The 19,336-nt window shown below is 50.4% G+C and carries 19 protein-coding genes and 1 tRNA gene; 10 read left to right on the top strand and 10 right to left on the bottom strand.

The window, feature by feature from the left end; genetic code table 11:
• Positions 1 to 4: 4 nt before the first annotated feature.
• Entirely contained in the window at positions 5 to 520 is a 516-nt protein-coding gene (locus tag IPK84_01335; GenBank protein ID QQS15994.1) for a 50S ribosomal protein L10, read from the bottom strand.
• 320 nt (positions 521 to 840) lie between these two features.
• The gene (gene rpsP / locus IPK84_01340) at positions 841 to 1,194 is read right to left on the bottom strand and encodes a 30S ribosomal protein S16 (GenBank protein ID QQS15995.1); all 354 of its coding nucleotides are present in this window, start codon (positions 1,192 to 1,194) and stop codon (positions 841 to 843) included.
• A 116-nt stretch (positions 1,195 to 1,310) separates the two neighbouring features.
• Here rpsP and priA point away from each other — a divergent pair, with 116 nt between their 5' ends.
• From priA to IPK84_01360, 4 genes are all read left to right on the top strand, one after another.
• Complete coding sequence (priA, locus tag IPK84_01345; GenBank protein QQS15996.1) at positions 1,311 to 3,335, top strand: primosomal protein N'; 2,025 nt, start codon at positions 1,311 to 1,313, stop codon at positions 3,333 to 3,335.
• A 172-nt stretch (positions 3,336 to 3,507) separates the two neighbouring features.
• Complete coding sequence (gene def / locus IPK84_01350; protein QQS15997.1) at positions 3,508 to 3,987, top strand: peptide deformylase; 480 nt, start codon at positions 3,508 to 3,510, stop codon at positions 3,985 to 3,987.
• 173 nt (positions 3,988 to 4,160) lie between these two features.
• Positions 4,161 to 5,120 (top strand): methionyl-tRNA formyltransferase, encoded by a 960-nt coding sequence (locus tag IPK84_01355; GenBank protein ID QQS15998.1) that lies wholly within the window; start codon positions 4,161 to 4,163, stop codon positions 5,118 to 5,120.
• 7 nt (positions 5,121 to 5,127) lie between these two features.
• Positions 5,128 to 5,964, top strand: coding sequence for a rhodanese-like domain-containing protein (locus IPK84_01360; GenBank protein QQS15999.1), 837 nt, complete (start codon positions 5,128 to 5,130; stop codon positions 5,962 to 5,964).
• Positions 5,965 to 6,045: 81 nt separating this feature from the next.
• Here IPK84_01360 and IPK84_01365 read toward each other — a convergent pair whose 3' ends face one another.
• The 6 genes from IPK84_01365 to IPK84_01390 form a co-directional block, all read right to left on the bottom strand.
• Positions 6,046 to 6,318 carry a co-chaperone GroES gene (locus IPK84_01365; GenBank protein ID QQS16248.1) on the bottom strand — a complete coding sequence of 91 codons (273 nt, stop codon included), beginning with the start codon at positions 6,316 to 6,318 and terminating at the stop codon, positions 6,046 to 6,048.
• 96 nt (positions 6,319 to 6,414) lie between these two features.
• Positions 6,415 to 7,590, bottom strand: a complete 1,176-nt coding sequence (locus tag IPK84_01370; protein ID QQS16000.1) for a serine protease — start codon at positions 7,588 to 7,590, stop codon at positions 6,415 to 6,417.
• Between the two features lie 41 nt (positions 7,591 to 7,631).
• Complete coding sequence (locus IPK84_01375) at positions 7,632 to 8,444, bottom strand: hypothetical protein (protein ID QQS16001.1); 813 nt, start codon at positions 8,442 to 8,444, stop codon at positions 7,632 to 7,634.
• 81 nt (positions 8,445 to 8,525) lie between these two features.
• Complete coding sequence (locus tag IPK84_01380) at positions 8,526 to 10,028, bottom strand: phosphoribosylaminoimidazolesuccinocarboxamide synthase (protein ID QQS16002.1); 1,503 nt, start codon at positions 10,026 to 10,028, stop codon at positions 8,526 to 8,528.
• Between the two features lie 181 nt (positions 10,029 to 10,209).
• Complete coding sequence (locus IPK84_01385) at positions 10,210 to 10,884, bottom strand: ferric reductase-like transmembrane domain-containing protein (GenBank protein QQS16003.1); 675 nt, start codon at positions 10,882 to 10,884, stop codon at positions 10,210 to 10,212.
• A 75-nt stretch (positions 10,885 to 10,959) separates the two neighbouring features.
• A complete protein-coding gene (locus IPK84_01390) occupies positions 10,960 to 12,675 on the bottom strand; it encodes a hypothetical protein (protein ID QQS16004.1) in 1,716 nt (571 codons plus the stop codon).
• Between the two features lie 788 nt (positions 12,676 to 13,463).
• Here IPK84_01390 and IPK84_01395 point away from each other — a divergent pair.
• Positions 13,464 to 14,195 carry a hypothetical protein gene (locus IPK84_01395; GenBank protein ID QQS16005.1) on the top strand — a complete coding sequence of 244 codons (732 nt, stop codon included), beginning with the start codon at positions 13,464 to 13,466 and terminating at the stop codon, positions 14,193 to 14,195.
• A 41-nt stretch (positions 14,196 to 14,236) separates the two neighbouring features.
• Positions 14,237 to 14,548 carry a hypothetical protein gene (locus IPK84_01400; GenBank protein QQS16006.1) on the top strand — a complete coding sequence of 104 codons (312 nt, stop codon included), beginning with the start codon at positions 14,237 to 14,239 and terminating at the stop codon, positions 14,546 to 14,548.
• A gap of 67 nt (positions 14,549 to 14,615) precedes the next feature.
• Here the strand turns inward: IPK84_01400 and IPK84_01405 are convergent, their stop codons facing one another.
• A complete protein-coding gene (locus tag IPK84_01405; protein ID QQS16007.1) occupies positions 14,616 to 15,236 on the bottom strand; it encodes a hypothetical protein in 621 nt (206 codons plus the stop codon).
• A 109-nt stretch (positions 15,237 to 15,345) separates the two neighbouring features.
• Between IPK84_01405 and IPK84_01410 the strand changes: the two genes are divergently transcribed.
• The 4 genes from IPK84_01410 (at position 15,346) to tsaD (ending at position 18,250) form a co-directional block, all read left to right on the top strand.
• Complete coding sequence (locus tag IPK84_01410; protein QQS16008.1) at positions 15,346 to 16,602, top strand: glycoside hydrolase family 1 protein; 1,257 nt, start codon at positions 15,346 to 15,348, stop codon at positions 16,600 to 16,602.
• Between the two features lie 163 nt (positions 16,603 to 16,765).
• A complete protein-coding gene (locus tag IPK84_01415) occupies positions 16,766 to 17,011 on the top strand; it encodes a GIY-YIG nuclease family protein (GenBank protein QQS16009.1) in 246 nt (81 codons plus the stop codon).
• A 3-nt stretch (positions 17,012 to 17,014) separates the two neighbouring features.
• A tRNA-Glu gene (locus IPK84_01420) sits at positions 17,015 to 17,086 on the top strand.
• Positions 17,087 to 17,092: 6 nt separating this feature from the next.
• Entirely contained in the window at positions 17,093 to 18,250 is a 1,158-nt protein-coding gene (tsaD, locus tag IPK84_01425) for a tRNA (adenosine(37)-N6)-threonylcarbamoyltransferase complex transferase subunit TsaD (GenBank protein ID QQS16010.1), read from the top strand.
• Between the two features lie 153 nt (positions 18,251 to 18,403).
• Here tsaD and IPK84_01430 read toward each other — a convergent pair whose 3' ends face one another.
• The gene (locus tag IPK84_01430) at positions 18,404 to 19,273 is read right to left on the bottom strand and encodes a fibronectin type III domain-containing protein (protein QQS16011.1); all 870 of its coding nucleotides are present in this window, start codon (positions 19,271 to 19,273) and stop codon (positions 18,404 to 18,406) included.
• Positions 19,274 to 19,336: the final 63 nt, after the last annotated feature.

The raw sequence follows: 19,336 nt of genomic DNA on the forward strand, positions 1-19,336 counted from the left end.
AATATCAACCTTTCTGCTCGGCAATTTGCTGCAGCGTACGAACCAACCCCGAGAGATTTCCCGAGAGCGTCCGGGCAAATCCGGAAATCGGAGCCGCAAGCGTCCCGGCAAGCTTCGCTCGAAGTTCCAAAAGCGACGGGAGCTTCGAAAGCGCCGTCACTTCATCCGCAGACAATTGCTTCTCACCAAGCGATCCGGCAGCAATCACGAGCGCCTTGTGCTTCTTTGCAAATTCCACCAACACCTTCGGCGCCGTCACTTCATCCGGGGAAAACGCCGCAACAATCTGCCCCTCAAGCGCACGAGCATCCACCTGGATACCGACCGACTTGAGCGCAATTGAGAGCAACGTTTTCTTTACCACTCGCAACGAACCGCCGCTCTTGCGAAGTTCCCGCTGAAGCTCCATGGATTCCTTCACGGTAAGCCCGGCATACTTCGCAAACACAACCGACTTCGAAGCGCGTGCACGTTCAGTGACATCGCTTACAATATCTTCCTTCTGTTTCTTTGTCTGCATAAATTCTTTTCAAAATAGATGCTACCGGGGAAGTTCGACCGGACATCCCCTTTCTTTTCAATCCTTCCTCTTCGTGGAAGAAGCTATTCCGTATAGTTCTTTCTTACACCGTGCGGAGTCCGATAAGAAACAGATTCTTCCAAAAAGAGAGCTGGTATTTCCCGAAAACAAAAAATCCGCGTTTTCCGCGGACAAGACAGGAGACTACAAGAAATCCCCCCCCCAAGGAATCTCTCTGCATCTCTTTCCTCGTGAGGACTTCTCTTCATAACTGAAGCGCCTCATGTCTGCGGAAATATTTCCAAATATAGAGCAAGGTGCTATGCATTCACTTCTGTTTCCGATTTTTCGACAGGAGCTTCTTCTGCCACTTTCGCCCCTTCCGTTGCCGGAGCCTCTTTCACGGTCGGCTTCGGCATTTTCACCGAACGCTTCTTTTCCGTGAGAACTCCTTCTCGGACCAAGAGATTGTGCGCGGTATCCGAAGGCTGCGCGCCCTGCCCAATCCAATACTGTATCCGCTCGCGCTTCAACACCGACTGCTTGGAATACGGGTCATAGCTCCCCAAAACCTCGACATGCCGCCCGCCCGGCGCCACCGTATGCTCCTGCAGCACCACCCGATAACTCGGCCGATGCTTCCGTCCTGATCTATTGAATCGAATCGTCAACATAAAAAATCGCTCTTCTTAAAGCTCCTCCCACTCTAGCGCGCAGCTCGCATGTTGTCAATACTCGACCACACCAATCTGAAATTCCCAAGAAGCGGTGTCCTTGGTAGGATGCGGATATGAAGCATTCAACCGAAAAATCCTCTCGACTTATCCGCGTTGTCCCACTGATTGCCATTGCCCCGGGGAAATCGCCGTTTTTCTCATACATATCAACCGAGAACATCCCTCGAGGATCCGTGATTTCGATCTCCTTCGGACCGAAAACGGTCCGCGGCATCGTCTGGGGAGAAGAATCCCAAGAGGTAACACACCCGCGAAAACCGATCCGATACAAAACAGTCGGAAAACTCCTCGCGCAAGCATTCCTCTCAAAAGCAACACTCCTCTTTGCCGAGCGCGCCGCACAAGCCGACTCAATCGCCCTCGGCACGCTGCTTCTCAAATTCCTCCCAAAAACATTTGCAAAAGACACAGAGGATAGCACGGCACGCTCCGAAAAGGTGCGAGTATCACAACAAAAGATTTCCACCCGAAAAACATCACCCCCCTTGACCGGCGGACAACGGAAAGCGGCAGCTGATATTCTCGATTCCCAACATCCATACATACTTCTCTTCGGGCCATCAGCATCCGGCAAAACAAGAGTGCACTTTGAGTGTATCAGGGAGCTCATAACAAACAGCGGCCAGACACTCATCATCGTTCCCGATCGATCCCTCCTCTTACAAGAAGAAAATCGCTACACGCATGCGTTTGATCGGAAATCGGTCGCTGTGTTTCACTCGGGCATGAAACCAAACGAGCGAGACGAGACCGTACGCCAAGTGCAAAGCGGCGCCGTCCGCATCATCCTCGGCACGCGGTCGGCGATCTTCCTTCCTTTCCGCGCCCTCAAACTCATCATCGTGGACGATGCCGGCGCGCCAGCATATCGGAAGCAAGGACTCGCCCTGCCTGACGACACACACCGCTCCGCGCAAACACTCGCATCAGCGCATCACGCCATCTGTCTCTTCAGTGCATCGGCACCATCGTTCAACCTCTTGTTCACGGCACGCAAATCAGGAGCGCTCGTCACTCTCCCGGCGCTTTCCGATCGTTCCCTCTCACTCCAAACTATCAACCTTCGACTCGAACGATGGAAGAAAAAGCTCTCTCCCATTTCGGAAGAACTCGGCAATGCCATCGCCGCAACCGTTGCCCGCAAAGAACAAGCTTTACTCTTCGTCTCGCGCGAAGGCATGAATTCTTTTTCTGTCTGCGCAGAATGCAAAGCCGTATTCCGCTGCACAACATGCGGAAAGCCTTTCTCCTACAGAGCGGAAGGCGACTATGTCTGCGCGCGCTGCAAGCAGAACGCCGGAACAACGCCCGCTTGTCCCATGTGCGGATCTCTCGCGTTTCAGCATCTTGGCGCCGGCACCGAGCGTGTCGAGCGGGATCTTGCACGGCGTTTCCCGTATATCAGCACGGTCCGATACGATCGGAAGAACGCCACAAAAAAAACGACCCTGTCTCATCTTCAGGAATTTCTCGCCGGAACGCGAGACGTACTCATCACGACCGAGCGAGGCATACGCGGCTGGGACTTGCCCCGTCTCTCGCTCATTGGTATCATAGACGCGGATGCATTGCTCGGCTCTCCGAGCTGGGATGCGGACGAGAGAGCCTTTCAAAACATGCTTTCCGCAATCGGACGAACCGCAAGAAGCGATGGAAAGAAGTCCGCACCCGGATCAGTTTTCATTCAGACGTTTCATCCGGAGAATCCAATCTTCTCATTGCTCGCCGCCGAAAATCTCGAAGGATTTTTTCAAACAATCGAGGATGAACGCCGACTCCTGCTCTACCCCCCTTTCGGTATCATAACCAAGCTCACGTGCCGACTGGCAAGCAAAATCAAGCTCTCGCAAGAAACAGATCGAGTATACGAAGCACTCCAGCGGCACGCAGAAAAATCCGGTCGAACACTGCGCATTTCTCCGCGATCGCCGATTCGCCAAGTGATACCAACATTAAAGAGTCACCTCTTTCAGCGGCATATTCTTGTCCGGCAATCGCTCTCATCCACAAAAAATTCCGCCAGCCTCGAAGATTTCATAGCCTCACTTCCCCGCGAATGGACACGGACAAACGAGTAGAATCCATCTCAGAGCCCATTCAAAAAGTCAGCTTTTCTGGGAAAAATTCTTTTTTGCGGCTTTCGTACGAAGTGTAAGACAAGCAAAAAAGAGTTTTTCCCAGAAAAGCCCTCCCAATTCTCTTTGTCTTGAAACTTTTTTTTGACACACTCTCAAATATTTCCTACACATTATGACGACCATCCTCCCGATTGTCACCGGCAGAGACACCGAAATCCTTCATCGAAAAGCCGACCGGATAAAAGACCCTCTCTCGCCCGACATCCAAAAGCTCATCCCCGTCATGTTTGATTCCCTTCGCGTCGCCGAGGGAATCGGTCTCGCTGCCCCGCAAATCGGACACTCGATCCGATTGGCAGTCATCGATGTGGAAGGAGATCGTACCGTACTCATTAACCCGAAAATCACTTCCTATTCCCAGGAGAAGATTCTCTTCGAAGAAGGGTGTCTCAGCCTTCCCAAAGAATACTTCCTCATCGAACGTTCCGAACGCGTCACGGTGCGCTACGAAGACGAACATGGCAAAGAGATAAAAAAGCGAGCATCCGGGCTCTTCGCTATCGTCGTCCAGCACGAGATCGATCATCTCGACGGCATCCTTATCGCCGATCGCTTCAAAAGCCAGAAAAAACGAAAGCAGTACGCACTCTGAAACCCGCTGTCCCAAGTAAAGCCAAAGAATCTCAATCCTGAACAAAATACCTCTATCAACTAAATCAAAGCAGCTGCTCGCATCAACCTCGATCAACACAGCAAATAGAACGTCTCGCTCAGCGCAAGAATATATTGAAAACCCAAAGAATAGATAACCAATAGAAAAAACCTATGCCGGAAACATCGGACGCGCGCGTAGTATTCATGGGAACGCCGAGTTTCGCAGAATCAATCCTCGCTTCTCTCGTCGACAATCACTACAATATAGTCGCCGTCTATACGCAGCCCGACCGTCCGTCCGGACGCAATCAAGAGGTTGTGCAGAGCCCCGTCAAGATATTTGCCGAAGCTCACACCGTACCCGTTGTACAGCCCGATCGATTCGACCGCGAAACCATCGAGCAATTGCGCGAATTCAAACCGGACATCATCATCGTCGCCGCATACGGAAAAATTCTGCCTCAGGACGTACTGAATATACCGCCATTCGAATGCATCAATGTTCATGCATCACTCCTCCCTCGCTGGCGAGGCGCTTCCCCGATACAAAACGCTCTCCTTGCTGGCGATACCGAGACCGGTGTCACCATCATGAAAATGGATGCCGGCATGGACACCGGCCCAATTTTCCAGCAGAAATCACTCCCAATCAGCTCATCCGACACCGCCGAAACACTTCTTCCGAAACTCGCCGAAGCCGGCGCATCAATCCTGCTTTCGACTCTCGAACAATGGCTCGACAAAAAAATAGACCCGAAACCACAACCATCGGAAGGTGTCACGCTTTGCCAGCTCATCGAGCGTGAGGATGGAAAAATATTCTGGAGCGACGAAGCGGAATCGATATACAATCGCTATCGTGCACTCTCTCCATGGCCCGGCATTTTCTCGTTTTGGCGAAAAGACGGATCGCTCCTCCGAATAAAGTTTCATCGAATCTCTTTGCAAAAACAAAGCCCGGAAACACCTCACGAACTCGGACAGGTGTTTGAAATCGGCGAAACCATCGGCATCGAAACCGCTCGCGGCACTATCCTCCTCGACGAAGTCCAGCTCGAAGGAAAATCTTCCGTTCCCATCAAGGATTTTGTCCGCGGATATCCCGATTTCATCGGCGCGATACTCGAATAATACCGCTATGTCTCAAGGAAAAGGATCGAGGGACACCCTGGTAATTTTTCTGGGACTTGCCTTGGTCGCCATCATTGGATCATGGTCGTTCATTCGCTTCGCAAGAGATCAGTCCTCGAGTCAGAACCAGCCTGACAGCTCCGCCCGACAGAAAACGGCAACCGACCTCCGCACCATCTCACTGCAGACACTCCAAGACATTGTTCTGGAAAAGCAATCCGACAAAGACGTACGCATTGTCGATATGCGCCCGACATCACTCTGGGCGGACGAGCATATCATCGGCTCCGAGAACCTGATGTTGGAAGATGCGGAACAAAATTTCCACCCGACCGACGCCGAGAAATCACAGAATTGGATCATCGTCGCCCCAAGCACCTCCGCCGCCGGACAGCTTGTCGCACTCTTCCGCGCGCGCGGCATCCCCGACGATCGCATCTCGGTATTCGACGGCACCTACGAATCATGGAAAGAGAAAACCGGTCTTGTCGTGCACCGTGCCGATCCAACATCCGCGCTCGATGTCACCAAAATCACCCTCGTTTCGCCGGAAGAAGCCAAGGAACGGATCGGGCGCGGCGGACAATGGTTCATCCTCGACACGCGGTCTCCCGATCTTTTCGCCGGCGGACATATTGCCGGCGCCACCAATATTCCGTTCGCCGAAATCGAAACACGCCGCCGCATCATTCCCTCGACCGCCAGTATCCTTGTTTACGGCGCCAATGATCGCGAAAGTTTTGCCGGCGGCGTTCTCCTCTTCGATCTCGGCTTCTTCAACACCATCACCCTCTCCTCCGGTTTCGACGAATGGAAAACAAAGAATCTCCCGGTAGGGAAATGAGCTAAACAGAAACGACCCACTCGTAAGAGAGGGGTCGTTTCTATATTCAACAATAAAGCAGGGGATGCGGATATCAGAAACCTACTCCGTCACCACGGCGAGGATGTCTTCGTGTTTGACAATAGCGTATTCGGCGCCGGCTATCTTAATGTCCGTTCCGCCATAGCGGGTATAAATAACATGCTGACCCGGCTTCACCTTGATCTTGTCGCTCTCGCCAATGGCCACTACCTTTCCCTCCTTCGAGGATTTGTCAGAAGAGGCATTCTCCGGCAGATACAGTCCCGAATCGGTTTTGACTTCCGGCTTCTCAAATGCAACAAGAACATTCTCGCCAAGCGGCATCACGTTCACTTTTTTCATACGCGTATTCGGATTAACAGATTATTACCTCTCCTATTTTAAGAAGACGATTGGCACTTGTCAAGGAAGAGTGCTAAAAGACATCTCCTACAAATCCACTGTCACATCCTGCTCATTCTCACCACGAAGAATGCGGAGCGTGGCAACATCCCCCTGACTCAAATTTCCGATCGCGACCGAGAGCGGATTGTCGAGATTGATCTCCTGTCCATTGACCGCGATAACGATATCACCGACACGCAACCCCGCCTTCTCAGCTGGCGAGCCAGAGAGAATGGCAAGTCCCTGTCGCCCGGAAGGTGTCGTGATAAGTGCGCCGCGATCCCGGCTCAGGGAATTTGCAATCGCATACGCTTTCGTAATAGAGACGTACGACACACCGAGGTCGGGTCGTTTGGAAAGCGTCCCGCGAACCTGTCGCTCCAGTGATAATTTTACAGCGCTTGCCGGAAGCAAAAATGTTTCGAAGTCGCCGTTGTTCGGTGCATTACCGACAATGCCCACAAGGTCGCCCTGATAGTCAATCGCCGGACCGCCGAGATACGGAGCAAGCGTTGCCGCATCGACAGTATACACGCCCTCCCATCGCTCCGATGAAGCCACGGCGCCGCCCGCAATATTGAACGTCTTATCCGTATTTCCTAAGAGTCCGGTCGAGTAACGGTTCCGATATTCCTCCGACGTATTGGCAATCAAAATGAGCTTCTTCCCCGCGCGAATACTGTCCGATTCGGCAAATGATATGGACGGCAGATTGGACGCCGCAATCGACAAATACGAAATCCCCGTCAGAGAGTCCGTCGCCACCAAGGTCGCCGGATAGCTTGTACCATTGTAGAGAAACACCGTATACGAGGCATTCTCGAGAAGCGCCGTATGGAACGTTGCAATGAGACCATCATTGGTCACTAAGACGCCACTCCCTTGAAGCGTGCCGATATTTTTCGACGTCTCCTCTCCCACCTTGGCAATTTCCGTGTCGCCCCCTCTTCGCACCGAAAGGATATTCACTACTGAAGGAGAGGCTGACAGCGCGATCGTTTCCACGGAGTCGTCCTCTCGGATCATAACCTGCTCCGTCTTGTTGATGATAACCGTATTCTCCGCCGCTTTCCGAAATATTCCCCATCGCGACAAGAAGCTATCCGCCGCTATTTTCGGAAGAAGCACTCGGTCGGCAATGATGCCGGCGAAGCCCCCCACAACAGCGATACCCGCGATCGCCAATCCATACCACGCACATTTTCTGGCAAAAACACGCATAACATTTCCATAGTCAAAAATATTCGCCAAATCCGTTCCAATTATACCACCTGCAGCCACTGGGCACTCGAGAGCACTACCGCCGCAAGAAGAAGCACAAAAATCACTTGAATCGCCAGTCGCTTCTTTGAAATTCCGCCCGTCGTTTCTGCCTGGACACCCTCCCAGAGAGGAGAAGTAAAGATAAGCATAAGCACGCCGGTTGTCAAGTAGCCAAACGGCCAAAATGTCCCGATCCACGCCATTTGCGCAGCAAAGAGACCAAGAATAAGCGCGCAAAGCATTGCCTTCCCTCGATTCTCACGGAACGAGCGCAAAAAGATAGAGAGCCCCACTAAAAATGCCGAAAGTCCACATGAAAGCATGAGCATATACTCCGTAAACCGTTGAAAGTTCAAGAAGAGTCCCGAAAAAACACTGAAGAGGAAAAAAAGCGTCGTCATCGCGACAAGAGAAAGCATGCTCTGCGCCGTGAGATCGCCATCATACTGCCGCAGCCGATAAATACCGAGCGCCGCCATATAGAAAACAAGCGAACTTAGAAAGATAAAAATATGTTTTTCACGTGCGGAACTCACAAAGAACAAGAGAAACACCGTCGAAAACGAGAAGAGCGTCGGCACAATCGCCGAGCTCGCCGTTCCTCCGAGCCGCCACGAAAAACGAAACACTCCCCCAAGAAAGAGGAGTGAGAGTATCAAAAACCATTCTGGAAACATCACTACCAATTCCAATGATCCGAAAAAGAAAATCGCAAACAGCAACAAAGACGCATGAAACAACATAAATCCCCCGAAAAAATTCTCCGCCTGACTTCTCCATCCTACTCTTTCCTTGCATCCAAATGCAAGCATATCACGAAAAAAAAGACTTCCCCGCGAATAAAAAACTGCCCCGAAACCACAAGGGGCAGTTCATGCGGACATTGCCGCAAATCAATCAATTTTCATACTTTCCCGCCAGAACCGTTCGATAGGCATTCCCGCCATAATTTCGAACATGCGCAGATACTTAGAAGTCATCTCCTCAACAAGATCCCTAGGAGGAACCCAGCAAGGATTTGTTTTTGGAAAACCAGCTGCCTTCCCTGCATCTCTAATTATTTGTTTATCCAGACTTGGCGGCGCCTCCCCTCTGTCGAGAGCAGCTTGCCGCTGATCAGCCAACCAAAAACGACTCGAATCAGGCGTCAGAGCTTCATCGCAAAGCACGATACGACCATCTTCATCATAAGCAAATTCGAATTTCGTATCGGCAAGAATGATACCCAAAGGCCGAAGCATATCTCGAGCGAATTCATACAACCGAAGGGACAGGTCGCGTATAGTTTCCGCCGCTTCCAACCCGATTCTCTCAACCATATCCTCGAAGTCGATATTCTCATCATGCTCGCCATAGGGCGCCTTCGTAGATGGAGTGAAAATTGGCTGCGGCAACTCGCTGCCATCGGAAAGTCCGCGAGGCAATTCGATACCACAGACTTTCCCAGTCTGTTGGTAACCAGTAAGACTGGATCCTGTCAAGAACCCCCGAACAATTGCCTCGATCTGAAACACTCTGACACGCTTCACAACAATCATGTGCCGCATGAGAAAACGCATTTGCTCAGAACTCAGCACGTATCGGAGACGCTCAGGAAAGTAATCAGTAATAGTGCGGCCAAAGGCTTTGAGATGGTTAGGAATATCTGTCTGAAGCAACCAATGCACCGTTGCTGCTGTCAAGACGGCTCCCTTCATTGGAATAGCCGCATTGAGCACTCGGTCAAAGATACTCACCCGATCCGTCGCTAAAATATAGAGATACTCGAGGCATTCGGGATTGACAAATATTTCCCGTGTCTTCCCGGTATTCCAGTGAATCAGTCCGCCTGATTCCAATAAGGCTATATTAGAATCGGCAGAAGCTTCCCCTGTATACCTCTGTCGACCCTCGTGATAGGCATTCTGAAGAGTCAGCGTTCTCGACGGTTTTTGCTCCCGCAACTGAACCGTCGGGAATTCTCCCCGAACGCCGCAAATGGCATACCAGAATGCCTGCGCAGGGTCATGGAAGAACTCTTCCATAAAAACAAACTGCGAATCCGGCACCTCTGTTGCCGCAAGATACGCCGCCTGAGTGGCATTCTCCGTCTCGCCCTTCAATGGAACTGCGATAAACAAAGTGTGCTTATTTCCCAACCCATTCCTTGAGATGGAGTCCACATAACCGAATATCGCCGCCAATTTCCCGGCACACACAATCACGGCATCTACAGAGCAATCGTTAAATTTTCGAAGCAATTCCCGCAACTCGTCGGGATTCCGGTGAGCACTGCATACTTCGACTGCAAGAACACAAATTAAGTCCTGCGCCTCCGCCTCGCGAAGCACTGCTAGCCCGGATGCAATTTTCCTGAAATCAGAGTCCGAACCGCAAAGAACCACTATATTTCTCATGACTGCCTCCTTCGAGAAATCTCTCGAATCTTCTTGCGTGATTTACCCAGTTGTCAAAGATAGAGAAGCCGACACCTACCGAAATAGCCGCAGCTTCTCCCATATCAAAGAAAGCAGAAATTCCTATTACTGTCAATTTGAGTCAATTCGGAATCCCGCCAAGAAGCAAAGTATCTCTCACCTATCGGCCAGCATACCGCCCATACGCCTCCCCTATGAACTTCCTCACCCGCACAATCAGGGCGACATGCGGATATCGGGCGAGCGCTTTGAGTGCGATGTAGATACTAATCACAAAGATGGCATCCCAAATACCGGAAGCGTGGCGAATAGCAAACGCATGAATCATGCCAAATACGAACACCGCATATACAATTCTGTGAAGCGTCACCCATTTCCTCTTGAGAAGGCGGAGAGAAAGCGCATTGGATGTCGCCAAAAGCGGGAGTGTCAGAATATAGGACACTACTCCGAGGAGTAAGATCGGCTCTATGCGAAGCGGCGAGGCAAGATACGTCGACCAAGAAAGCGGGAACCACAATGGATCCATCAGATATCCGACACCGTGCACCGTCGCCAGGTAGGCAAAAAGAATGCCAAGCTCCCGACGCATCCCCAGCAAGAGCTGAAAAAACGAGATCGGAAAAATTCTTGCGAGCGGACTCACGAAAAGAATAAGGACGAGGAGATTTCTCGACCACTCGCCGAAGCTGTTGCGCAATTCGGGGAAGAACAAACCGAAAAGGCTCGCGTGAGCAATCAACAAGAGAGCGATTTTTATCTGTCGATAATACTGCCGCAAAAGTCTCGTCACGCCCTCATGTGCCCAGAAAAACGGGCGAAGCAACAGATTCATAACATCCGGAACAAGAATTTTAACAACTGCACGGAAGTAGTACGCATGTTCTCGGGAAATCTTTCGCGAAAGCCGCTACTTCTTTCGCACTTTCTCAGTCACCCAAAACTCGCCGAAGTAGTTCCCAAAAAGCAAGCGCGTCTGCGAATCAATCGCCGGAAATGCCGAGAGGAAAGCGACAAACGGAGACAAAACCCACTGAAACAGCATGAAAAAATGCTTCGACCAGTGATACTTCGCCGGCCGCGGAGGAAGCGAGAAGATAGAAAGCGGCACCGACACGACCATGCCGAGCATCGCAAGCGTCATAAGACGCTGGGTAATAAGCGGCAAATTGTGTGCCAAAACACTCTCACGAAACGCAACGCCGCCCAAGACCAAGGGCAACCACCCGAGAAGCGCCAAAATAAACGAGGTCGTCGCCCACGAATAGTGCCCCTCGAGCATTTCAAACGAAATGCGGAGCTTCTTAAAGAAGGCGATGCGCCGATCGGGCCAGAGAGCGCGCATCGTCACAGGGAAATTCTCGATACCATAGGCCCATCGACGATTCTGCTTGTACAAATTCACCACGGTTTTCCAATAGGTATCCGAAAGCACCGCATCGAGCGAAACCGGCAAATGAATCGGACACACTTCGTAGTCTCCATGAAAATACGCGAGGCATTTCCAGTAGATATTGGAGTCCTCGCTGATCATATTAACCAGCCAAAAGTCCACCTTTACCAGAGTATCAAACGGCTCGCTGTGCGATGAAAACGTCACCATCTGCCGCCTGGTACTCTGAAACAAGTGCCAAAACGACGACCCGGTCACCGCAAGCCGCACAAATGCATTCGTATCCCACAGCGTATTATGATAAACCGGCATCGGTTGGTATGCGCGCCGGAGCCGCTTCGGATTCGTCACATATGCATAGGTGAGCGCGGCAAAGTACTCCGGATGCGCGATACTGTCGCAGTCAAAATTCGAGAAAACAACGCGCGTGTAATCAATGTGCCGTTCATCAAGATATTTCTGCAATTCCTTCGCCGCAAATTTCGCATTCGATGCCTTGCATTTCATCTCTCCGTCCGCCACCACATGCGTCGTTACCAGAAAGTCTCGAAACACCCCGTCAAATTTCTTCTTCAAAAATTCAACTTTCGCCAATCGATGCACCTCATCTTCACGTTCCTCGGTCGCCAAGAGCACGATCATCTGTTCTTTGGGAAAATTCGCCTCGGCAAGCGCGCGAATCGATGGCTCGATAATATCCGCACTCTCCCCTGCCGTCGGCAAGAGGACAACATGAATCACGCTCCTCCAGTCCATGATGTCATGTTCGGACACTGCCAATCGCTTCGCCTCGGCAAGCGTCTCTTTCGTCCGGGCAATCTCTGCGTTCACTGCGCGCCGACGACGAAGCGAGACAATCGAAAGACGCGAACGCGCATCTCGAAGACTTAAAAGACGCGACTCCAACTCACAGACAAATCCCGCCGGATCAAGACTCTTCTGACACCGCTCCCACCAGTCTATTCTCTTGGATCGCACCAAACGGAAATGCGCCCGCGTTGAATAGAACGAAATAAACACGATACGATAGAGCCAGTAGAGATCGAAGAGAATAATAAAAACCGCTGCCCACAGCGGCAAAAGAAATGAAACGACAAACATCCCGATAAGCGTCCCCCACGACAAAATCCCCGGCACCATCTCAAGCGCCCGTTGCACCCGCCGATTCTTCGGATCCGTTGTCTTCGGATCGGGAAACTCAAAGATATCCTCCGTTTGCCTGCTCGTATTCATGCGAGAATAATACCTTGTTTTAGGGAAAAAGACAAGAAAAAAGCCGCGTTCAAAATCAACTGAATCGCGGCATCAGACATTGAGAGCGTTGTTTTGTTACGGAAACAACACTCAGGAAGTTATGATGATTGTTCCAAAAACCCACTCAACAAAGAACTGAGCGGCTGTTTCCGGAACACCTTCTTCCCGCATCTTACTTATGATTAGATCTCGAAGTATGCCACATATCACATCAGAACACTGGCATCTCAATACACAGTTACTCCAAGACATACATAATCGAATCAGAGGGAGTATTTCAGAATGAAAGGTAACGAATTGAATCGGCGTTATCACTAAGACATTCCGAACGCCAGTATTCGCAACTTTGCTAATGTCCTGCTGGAGAATATACCCCTCCCATTTCTGATCATTTAACGCGAAAGATGGGATGTTTACAACGTATTCTTCAGACATCTCATTTCTCCTTACAAGTTGTTCGAGAACTACACCTTCTCCCTACCGTAAATTCCGGCAGACATCACATTTATGTATACTTTTTTCAAAAGTTTTGTCAATACACGCCTGAAAGTTCCAAAACAAACTAGCCCTAAATGTGAAAACATATCACTTGCAGTGAGAAAAATTCATTCGTTCTCAAAATATCCGGCCAGGGCTCAATAAGAAATACTTGAATACAAATTTCCTCTCTGCAAGAAATTCTGAGAACATACGTACCAACTAAAGTACGACAATCGCCTTCTTCAACCGGTGAGTGGTATGTCGGATAATTTTTTAGAATAGTCGGTATGAAAAAGAAAAAGAATTTGATTGGATATTCAGTTGCCGTGGCAGTTGCCGCAATATCATTTGCAACACTCTCTTCGGGAAGCGCGCTCGCCGAATTCGGTTCGAGAAACATGGGACAATATGGACAAAATCGGCAAATGCGCGACGGCGATCAACAGGGCGGACCATTCAGATCAAACGAATCCGTTTCCGCCTGCGAGGATAAATCCGAAGGAGACAGCTGTTCGTTCTCCATGACGCCGCCGAATGGCAGTGATGCCGTCACTGTAGAAGGCACCTGTTCCAAAGCTCCCACAAGACAAGGTCAAGACGACGACACCGAAAGCGATACGCTTTCGTGCATGCCGGCACGAAATGAACTCATGAAAAACGCTCCCGATGGTGCGAAAGTCACCTCGCAAAACCGACTCGAGAGAGCGGAAGCTATGAGGGAACGCGCAGCATCAAGAATCACCGCAACACAAACTCGACTCAGCAACATCGTAAGCTTCTTGCAATCAAAAGATGTCGATACCAGCGCAATTGAAAGCGAAATCGACACACTCAAAGAAAAAACTGATACTGTGCTCGACAAATACGATGCACTGATTACGCTCCTCAGAGAAGACAGCCCCTCGAGCGACGACGTCAAGACTGCTTTCGAGGCCGTCCGTTCCGCCGAGAAAGCAGTGCGGGACTACTTCACTGGCACCCTACGAACCGCAATCCGATCCGCACTCGATTCGTTGTAAACCGATTCAAAGCGAAACACTCACCAACAATACATCTCTCTATGGATCCCAAAAGAAAAATTATCACGCTCATAGCGTCCGCAGTCGCCATCATAGTCGTCGGAGGGCTCATCCTCTTCTCGGTCTCCGGCAATAAGAAGCAAGTATCGAACAACAGCTCACCCTCAACAGAGACAGCGACAGACGCGCTTTCCGGAAAGACAGGTGCCGCATCGTCCGCAAACAATGCTGCACCACCGACAAAGAAAGCGGAAGAAATTCCCGCCGTCACCACCAAAGACGATGCCGAAAAGTCACTCGACCAAATCGACTCCGACATGGCATCCTCCGAAACAGATACAAGCGGTTTTTAGGAAAAACAAATGTAAAAAACCCGCATCTCTTCATGAGTGCGGGTTTTGCGGTTATTACAATCCCTCCTTATTCTGCTCTAAAGCCAGGCTGCCATTTTTTAACTTCTTCGCCCTTACCGGCAGCAGGAGGCGTATTCAGGTGATTAGCACAGAGCACTTCAAAAAAATCTCCTTCCGACCCACCGCGGATCCAATAATCTTCGTCGATAGCATCAACACCTAAACGAGCGCAAGGAATGAAGTGCACATTGAAACTGCGAATATTTTCGCCACAAGGTTTTCTCAATTCGATCACAACTTCATCACGACCCGAGGAATTCTCAGTGATAATTAAGCGAGCTGAACTGAATTCGGTAGGACGAACAACGACAGTCCTTTTACCCTCAGGAGAGATGTCATCTTCATCCATGAACACATTCGTCGCCATTTCAACCATGGCTTGGAACCTCCGAAGCCAATCTTGAGCTTTCCTTGCTTGGTCATTCGCTCTTTCCGCCCATAAGTGGCGTTGTTCAATAACAGTCTTCCATTCCTCCTTTATTTCGTCTAACTCGGAACTTAACAGTTTAGTCCGTTCCCGAAGGGGCTTGACATTGAAAAGCATGACTAGAGAACCACCAATAAAAAATCCCGATACGACGCCAAACAAAGTGCCAATTACAAAATACGTAGAATCAACAATGCTCATCTCAATTCCCCTCTTTAGGTTTCTTTGGATTTAAGGTACTGCTCCGCTATACTGGAACCATTCCGGCAAGCGTCATATCTATATACACCTTTTTCATAGTTTTGTCAATATGATTCGGCAATTTCCCGAGGGATTCCTCTGGGGCGCAGCGACCGCATCGCATCAGGTAGAAGGTGGCAATACGAATGATTGGTCAGAGTGGGAAGCACAAAATGCCAGCCGCCTCGCCAAGAAATCCACTTCTGAATTCGGACATCTCCCCGGCTGGACCGAGAAGTTCGGCACGGAAGCCGCGCGCCCCGAGAACTATATTTCCGGAGTCGCTGTCGATCACTATCATCGCTATGAAGAAGACTTCGATATTGCCAAAGAACTCGGCCACACCGCCTCCCGGTTCTCCATCGAGTGGTCGCGCGTCGAGCCACAGGAGGGGGTGTGGAATGAGGAAGAAATAGTCCATTATCAAACAGTTGTCCGCGCGCTTCGAGCAAGGAACATCGAGCCATTCGTCACTCTCTGGCACTGGACACTGCCCCTCTGGCTCAGAGAGCAGGGCGGGATGCTCGCGCCAAAGTTTCCGGAATACTTCGCCCGCTATGCCAAAAAGGTTGCAATCGCACTTGGAAACGATGTAACTTTTTGGATTACCCTCAACGAACCGGACGTCGTCACCGGACACGCCTATATAAAAGCTCAGTGGCCACCGCAAGAAAGAGGGCTTCTAAAGTATATCCGCGCCAACTTCGCACTCATCAAAGCGCATCGAAGCACGTACTCCGCCATCAAACAACACAATCCAAACGCGCACATCGGCATCGCCAAGCACCAGCTGTCATTCGAACTCAAGAGAAACACGTTCGTTAACCGAACACTCAAGCTATTCGCTCACTATTTTTGGAACAAGTGGTTTCTCAATCGCGTCAAAGACACGCAAGATTTCGTCGGATTAAATCACTACGGGCGATGCGTGATCGATAATGGGCTCTACAAAAACCCCAATGAGCGCCGAACCGATATCGGCTGGGAATTTTATCCCGAGTCTATTTACCAAGCACTCACGGAGTTGAAACCATACGGCAAGCCCATTTATATCACCGAAAACGGCCTCGCCGACCGAAGCGACACACTCCGGCAAGAGTTTCTGACGCGCGCACTCGCATCCGTCCACCGCGCAATAGAAGACGGCGCCGAAATCAAAGGTTATCTCCACTGGTCGCTTCTTGACAACTTCGAATGGGACAAGGGCTTCTGGCCATGCTTCGGACTCATCGCTGTCGACCGCACAACACAAAACCGAACCGTTCGCGAAAGCGCGAGATACTACGCCAAGATCTGCCACGCAAACGAGCTCGAAACTACTGAGTAACCCTTGCATCGCCGCCTTTTTGTGCTACAATCCCAGAAAGCCGATCGGCTTTTGTTTTTGTCTTCCGGTCCCATCGTCTATCGGTTAGGACATCAGGTTTTTCAGTCAAAGACTGACCAGCCTCTGGCTGGCATCCTAGGAAGAGGGGTCGCGGAGGATTTCTATGTACTACACATATATACTCAAAAGCGCCAAGAAACCCTATCGATATATTGGTTCCACTGAAAATCTAAGGAAGCGACTTCTTGAACACAATCAAGGAAAAACCAAATCCATTCAACACCTCATTCCTTTTGCACTCGAATATTATGAAGCCTACACAACAAAGAAACTCGCCAGAAAAAGAGAGCTAGAACTCAAGAAGAACAGCTTTAAGAAACGAGAACTTTTTGAGAGAATCAGCGAATAATCTGGTCCCATCGTCTATCGGTTAGGACATCAGGTTTTCATCCTGAAAAGAGGGGTTCGACTCCCCTTGGGACTACTTTCTATGATCCTCGCGATCGAAACTTCGTGTGATGAAACCGCAGCGGCAGTTGTCGAGAAGTCTGGCGACGCCGTGCGCGTACTCTCAAGTGTCGTCTCATCGCAGATTGCGCTCCATGCACCATTCGGCGGCGTCGTTCCCAATCTTGCAGCACGCGAACATACGAAGAACATTGTCCCTGTCATTGAGTCAGCTCTCCGAGAAGCATCCGCTTCTATGAAAGATATAGCGGCTATCGCCGTCACCGCAGGACCCGGACTCGCGCCCGCTCTTCAGATCGGCGTCACGGCAGCAAAGTCCCTTGCCTATCTCTGGCGGAAACCTCTTCTTCCCATCCACCACATCGAGGGGCACATCTACGCAAATTTCATCAAAGAAGAACAGCCGGCAACCGGAAACCCACACAATAGAAAGAGCTACCAAGAGTCAGAAGTCGGGAATGGGGAGTCAAAAAATTCCTTCCCTCTTCTTGCTCTGGTTGTATCCGGAGGACACACCGAACTCGTATTCATGCGCGATCATTTCACCTATGACATTCTCGGTGAGACGGAAGATGATGCTGTCGGCGAAGCCTTCGACAAAGTCGCGAAGATGCTCGATCTTCCCTACCCGGGCGGTCCCGAAATCGCCAAGAGAGCGGATGCATTCCGAAGAAGCGCCGCATTCTCATCGCACAATTCGGCAAATTTTTCTTTCCCGCGCCCAATGAAGGAAAGTGGTGACTACCGATTCTCTTTTTCCGGACTCAAAACTGCGGTGCTCTACTTTCTGAAGAAACACGAGACACAAAAACAGATGGAGAACTTCATCAATGCTGTCTGCTTCGAATTCCAAGAGTCCGCGCTCGATGTCCTCATCGAGAAAACTCGCCGCGCCCTCGCGGAATACCATCCTGAAACTGCCATCATAGCAGGTGGCGTCTCAGCAAACATCGAGCTTCGCCACCGCATGGGCGAGATGATTGGGCACGATTTTCCAGATACGTGCTTCCTCATGCCACCTTTCAAATATTCCCTCGACAACGCCGCGATGATCGGCGCGGCAGCAGTCTTCCGATGGGACTGCCTATCAGACACAGAAAAGAGCCGGACGACTACACTATGGAGAACACTCCGAGCTGATCCCAACATGAAACTCTGCAGTATCGGCGTAAGATTATAGGCAGCACATCTGCTATTACACCCTTTTAACGCCACATATATCTGCTATCACCCTCCTTCCTGAAGACATTGCTAAAGGAAAAAGAAAGCAGCAACAACTATGCATTGCTGCTGCTTCTTTATTCCATCCAAAACGAAAGCTCGAGTTAAGGCACTATCGGCTCTTCCCACCGGCATTTGACGTGGAAGCACTCGCCGTTGAAGAAAATCCGGACTCATTCCCGGCAGCATCCATCGCCTTGACCCGATAACTATACGACGTCTTCGGCGAAAGGCCAGCATCAGAGAAAGCTGCAGTCGAACTCGTCGAAATCTCTGTCGTAGGAACACATTTCCGTCCGGAACATCGGTATATCTTATATCCCATCACTCCAACATCGTCCGTTGAAGCCGTCCACGAAAGGGAAATTTCTGTTGCGGAAATCGTCGAACCAGAAAGATTCGTTGGAACCGATGGCGGCGTCGTATCATTTTCAGAAACAACGTCAAGTGTCTTTACGGACACTTCGCTCGATTGAGCACTTTCCAATCCCAACGTCCCCGCTGCTGACACCGTATATGCATAAGAAGTATTTGCACTCAACGATTTATCGGCATATGACGTCCCGGAAGAAACCTCTGCGACATTTTTCCCATCTCGATACACCACATACTTCACAATTTCCATATCCGTATTTGCCGCCCACGAGAGGTCGATCTCGGATGTAGATACCGGAACAGCCGAAAGTCCTGTCGGCGCCACAGGCGTGTAGATCGACGTAGGTGGTGGTGGCGGAGGTGGCGGAAGCGGCAATCCGGAAGCTGCCGATCTATTTTGCGCATTCCGACTCATCACCAGAACAACCCCAACAACACTGCCCGCGACAAACGCAAATACCGTCATAAACTGCATAAACCGCTTCCCAGAGGAGAACGGCCACAATGCCCATTTCGATAAAGCACTAAAAGAGGTGGTCGCCGCACGATCAATAGACCTCTCCGACGATTCCGCATTTGATTCGAAGCCGCTCTTCGAAGAATCCATAAATTAAGAAATAGATAAGAATTGCATACGTTTACACCGAGAAGTATAGCACAAAGAGAGCGC

This window comes from Candidatus Moraniibacteriota bacterium, from assembly GCA_016699875.1.
Lineage (GTDB): Bacteria > Patescibacteriota > Minisyncoccia > Moranbacterales > UBA1568.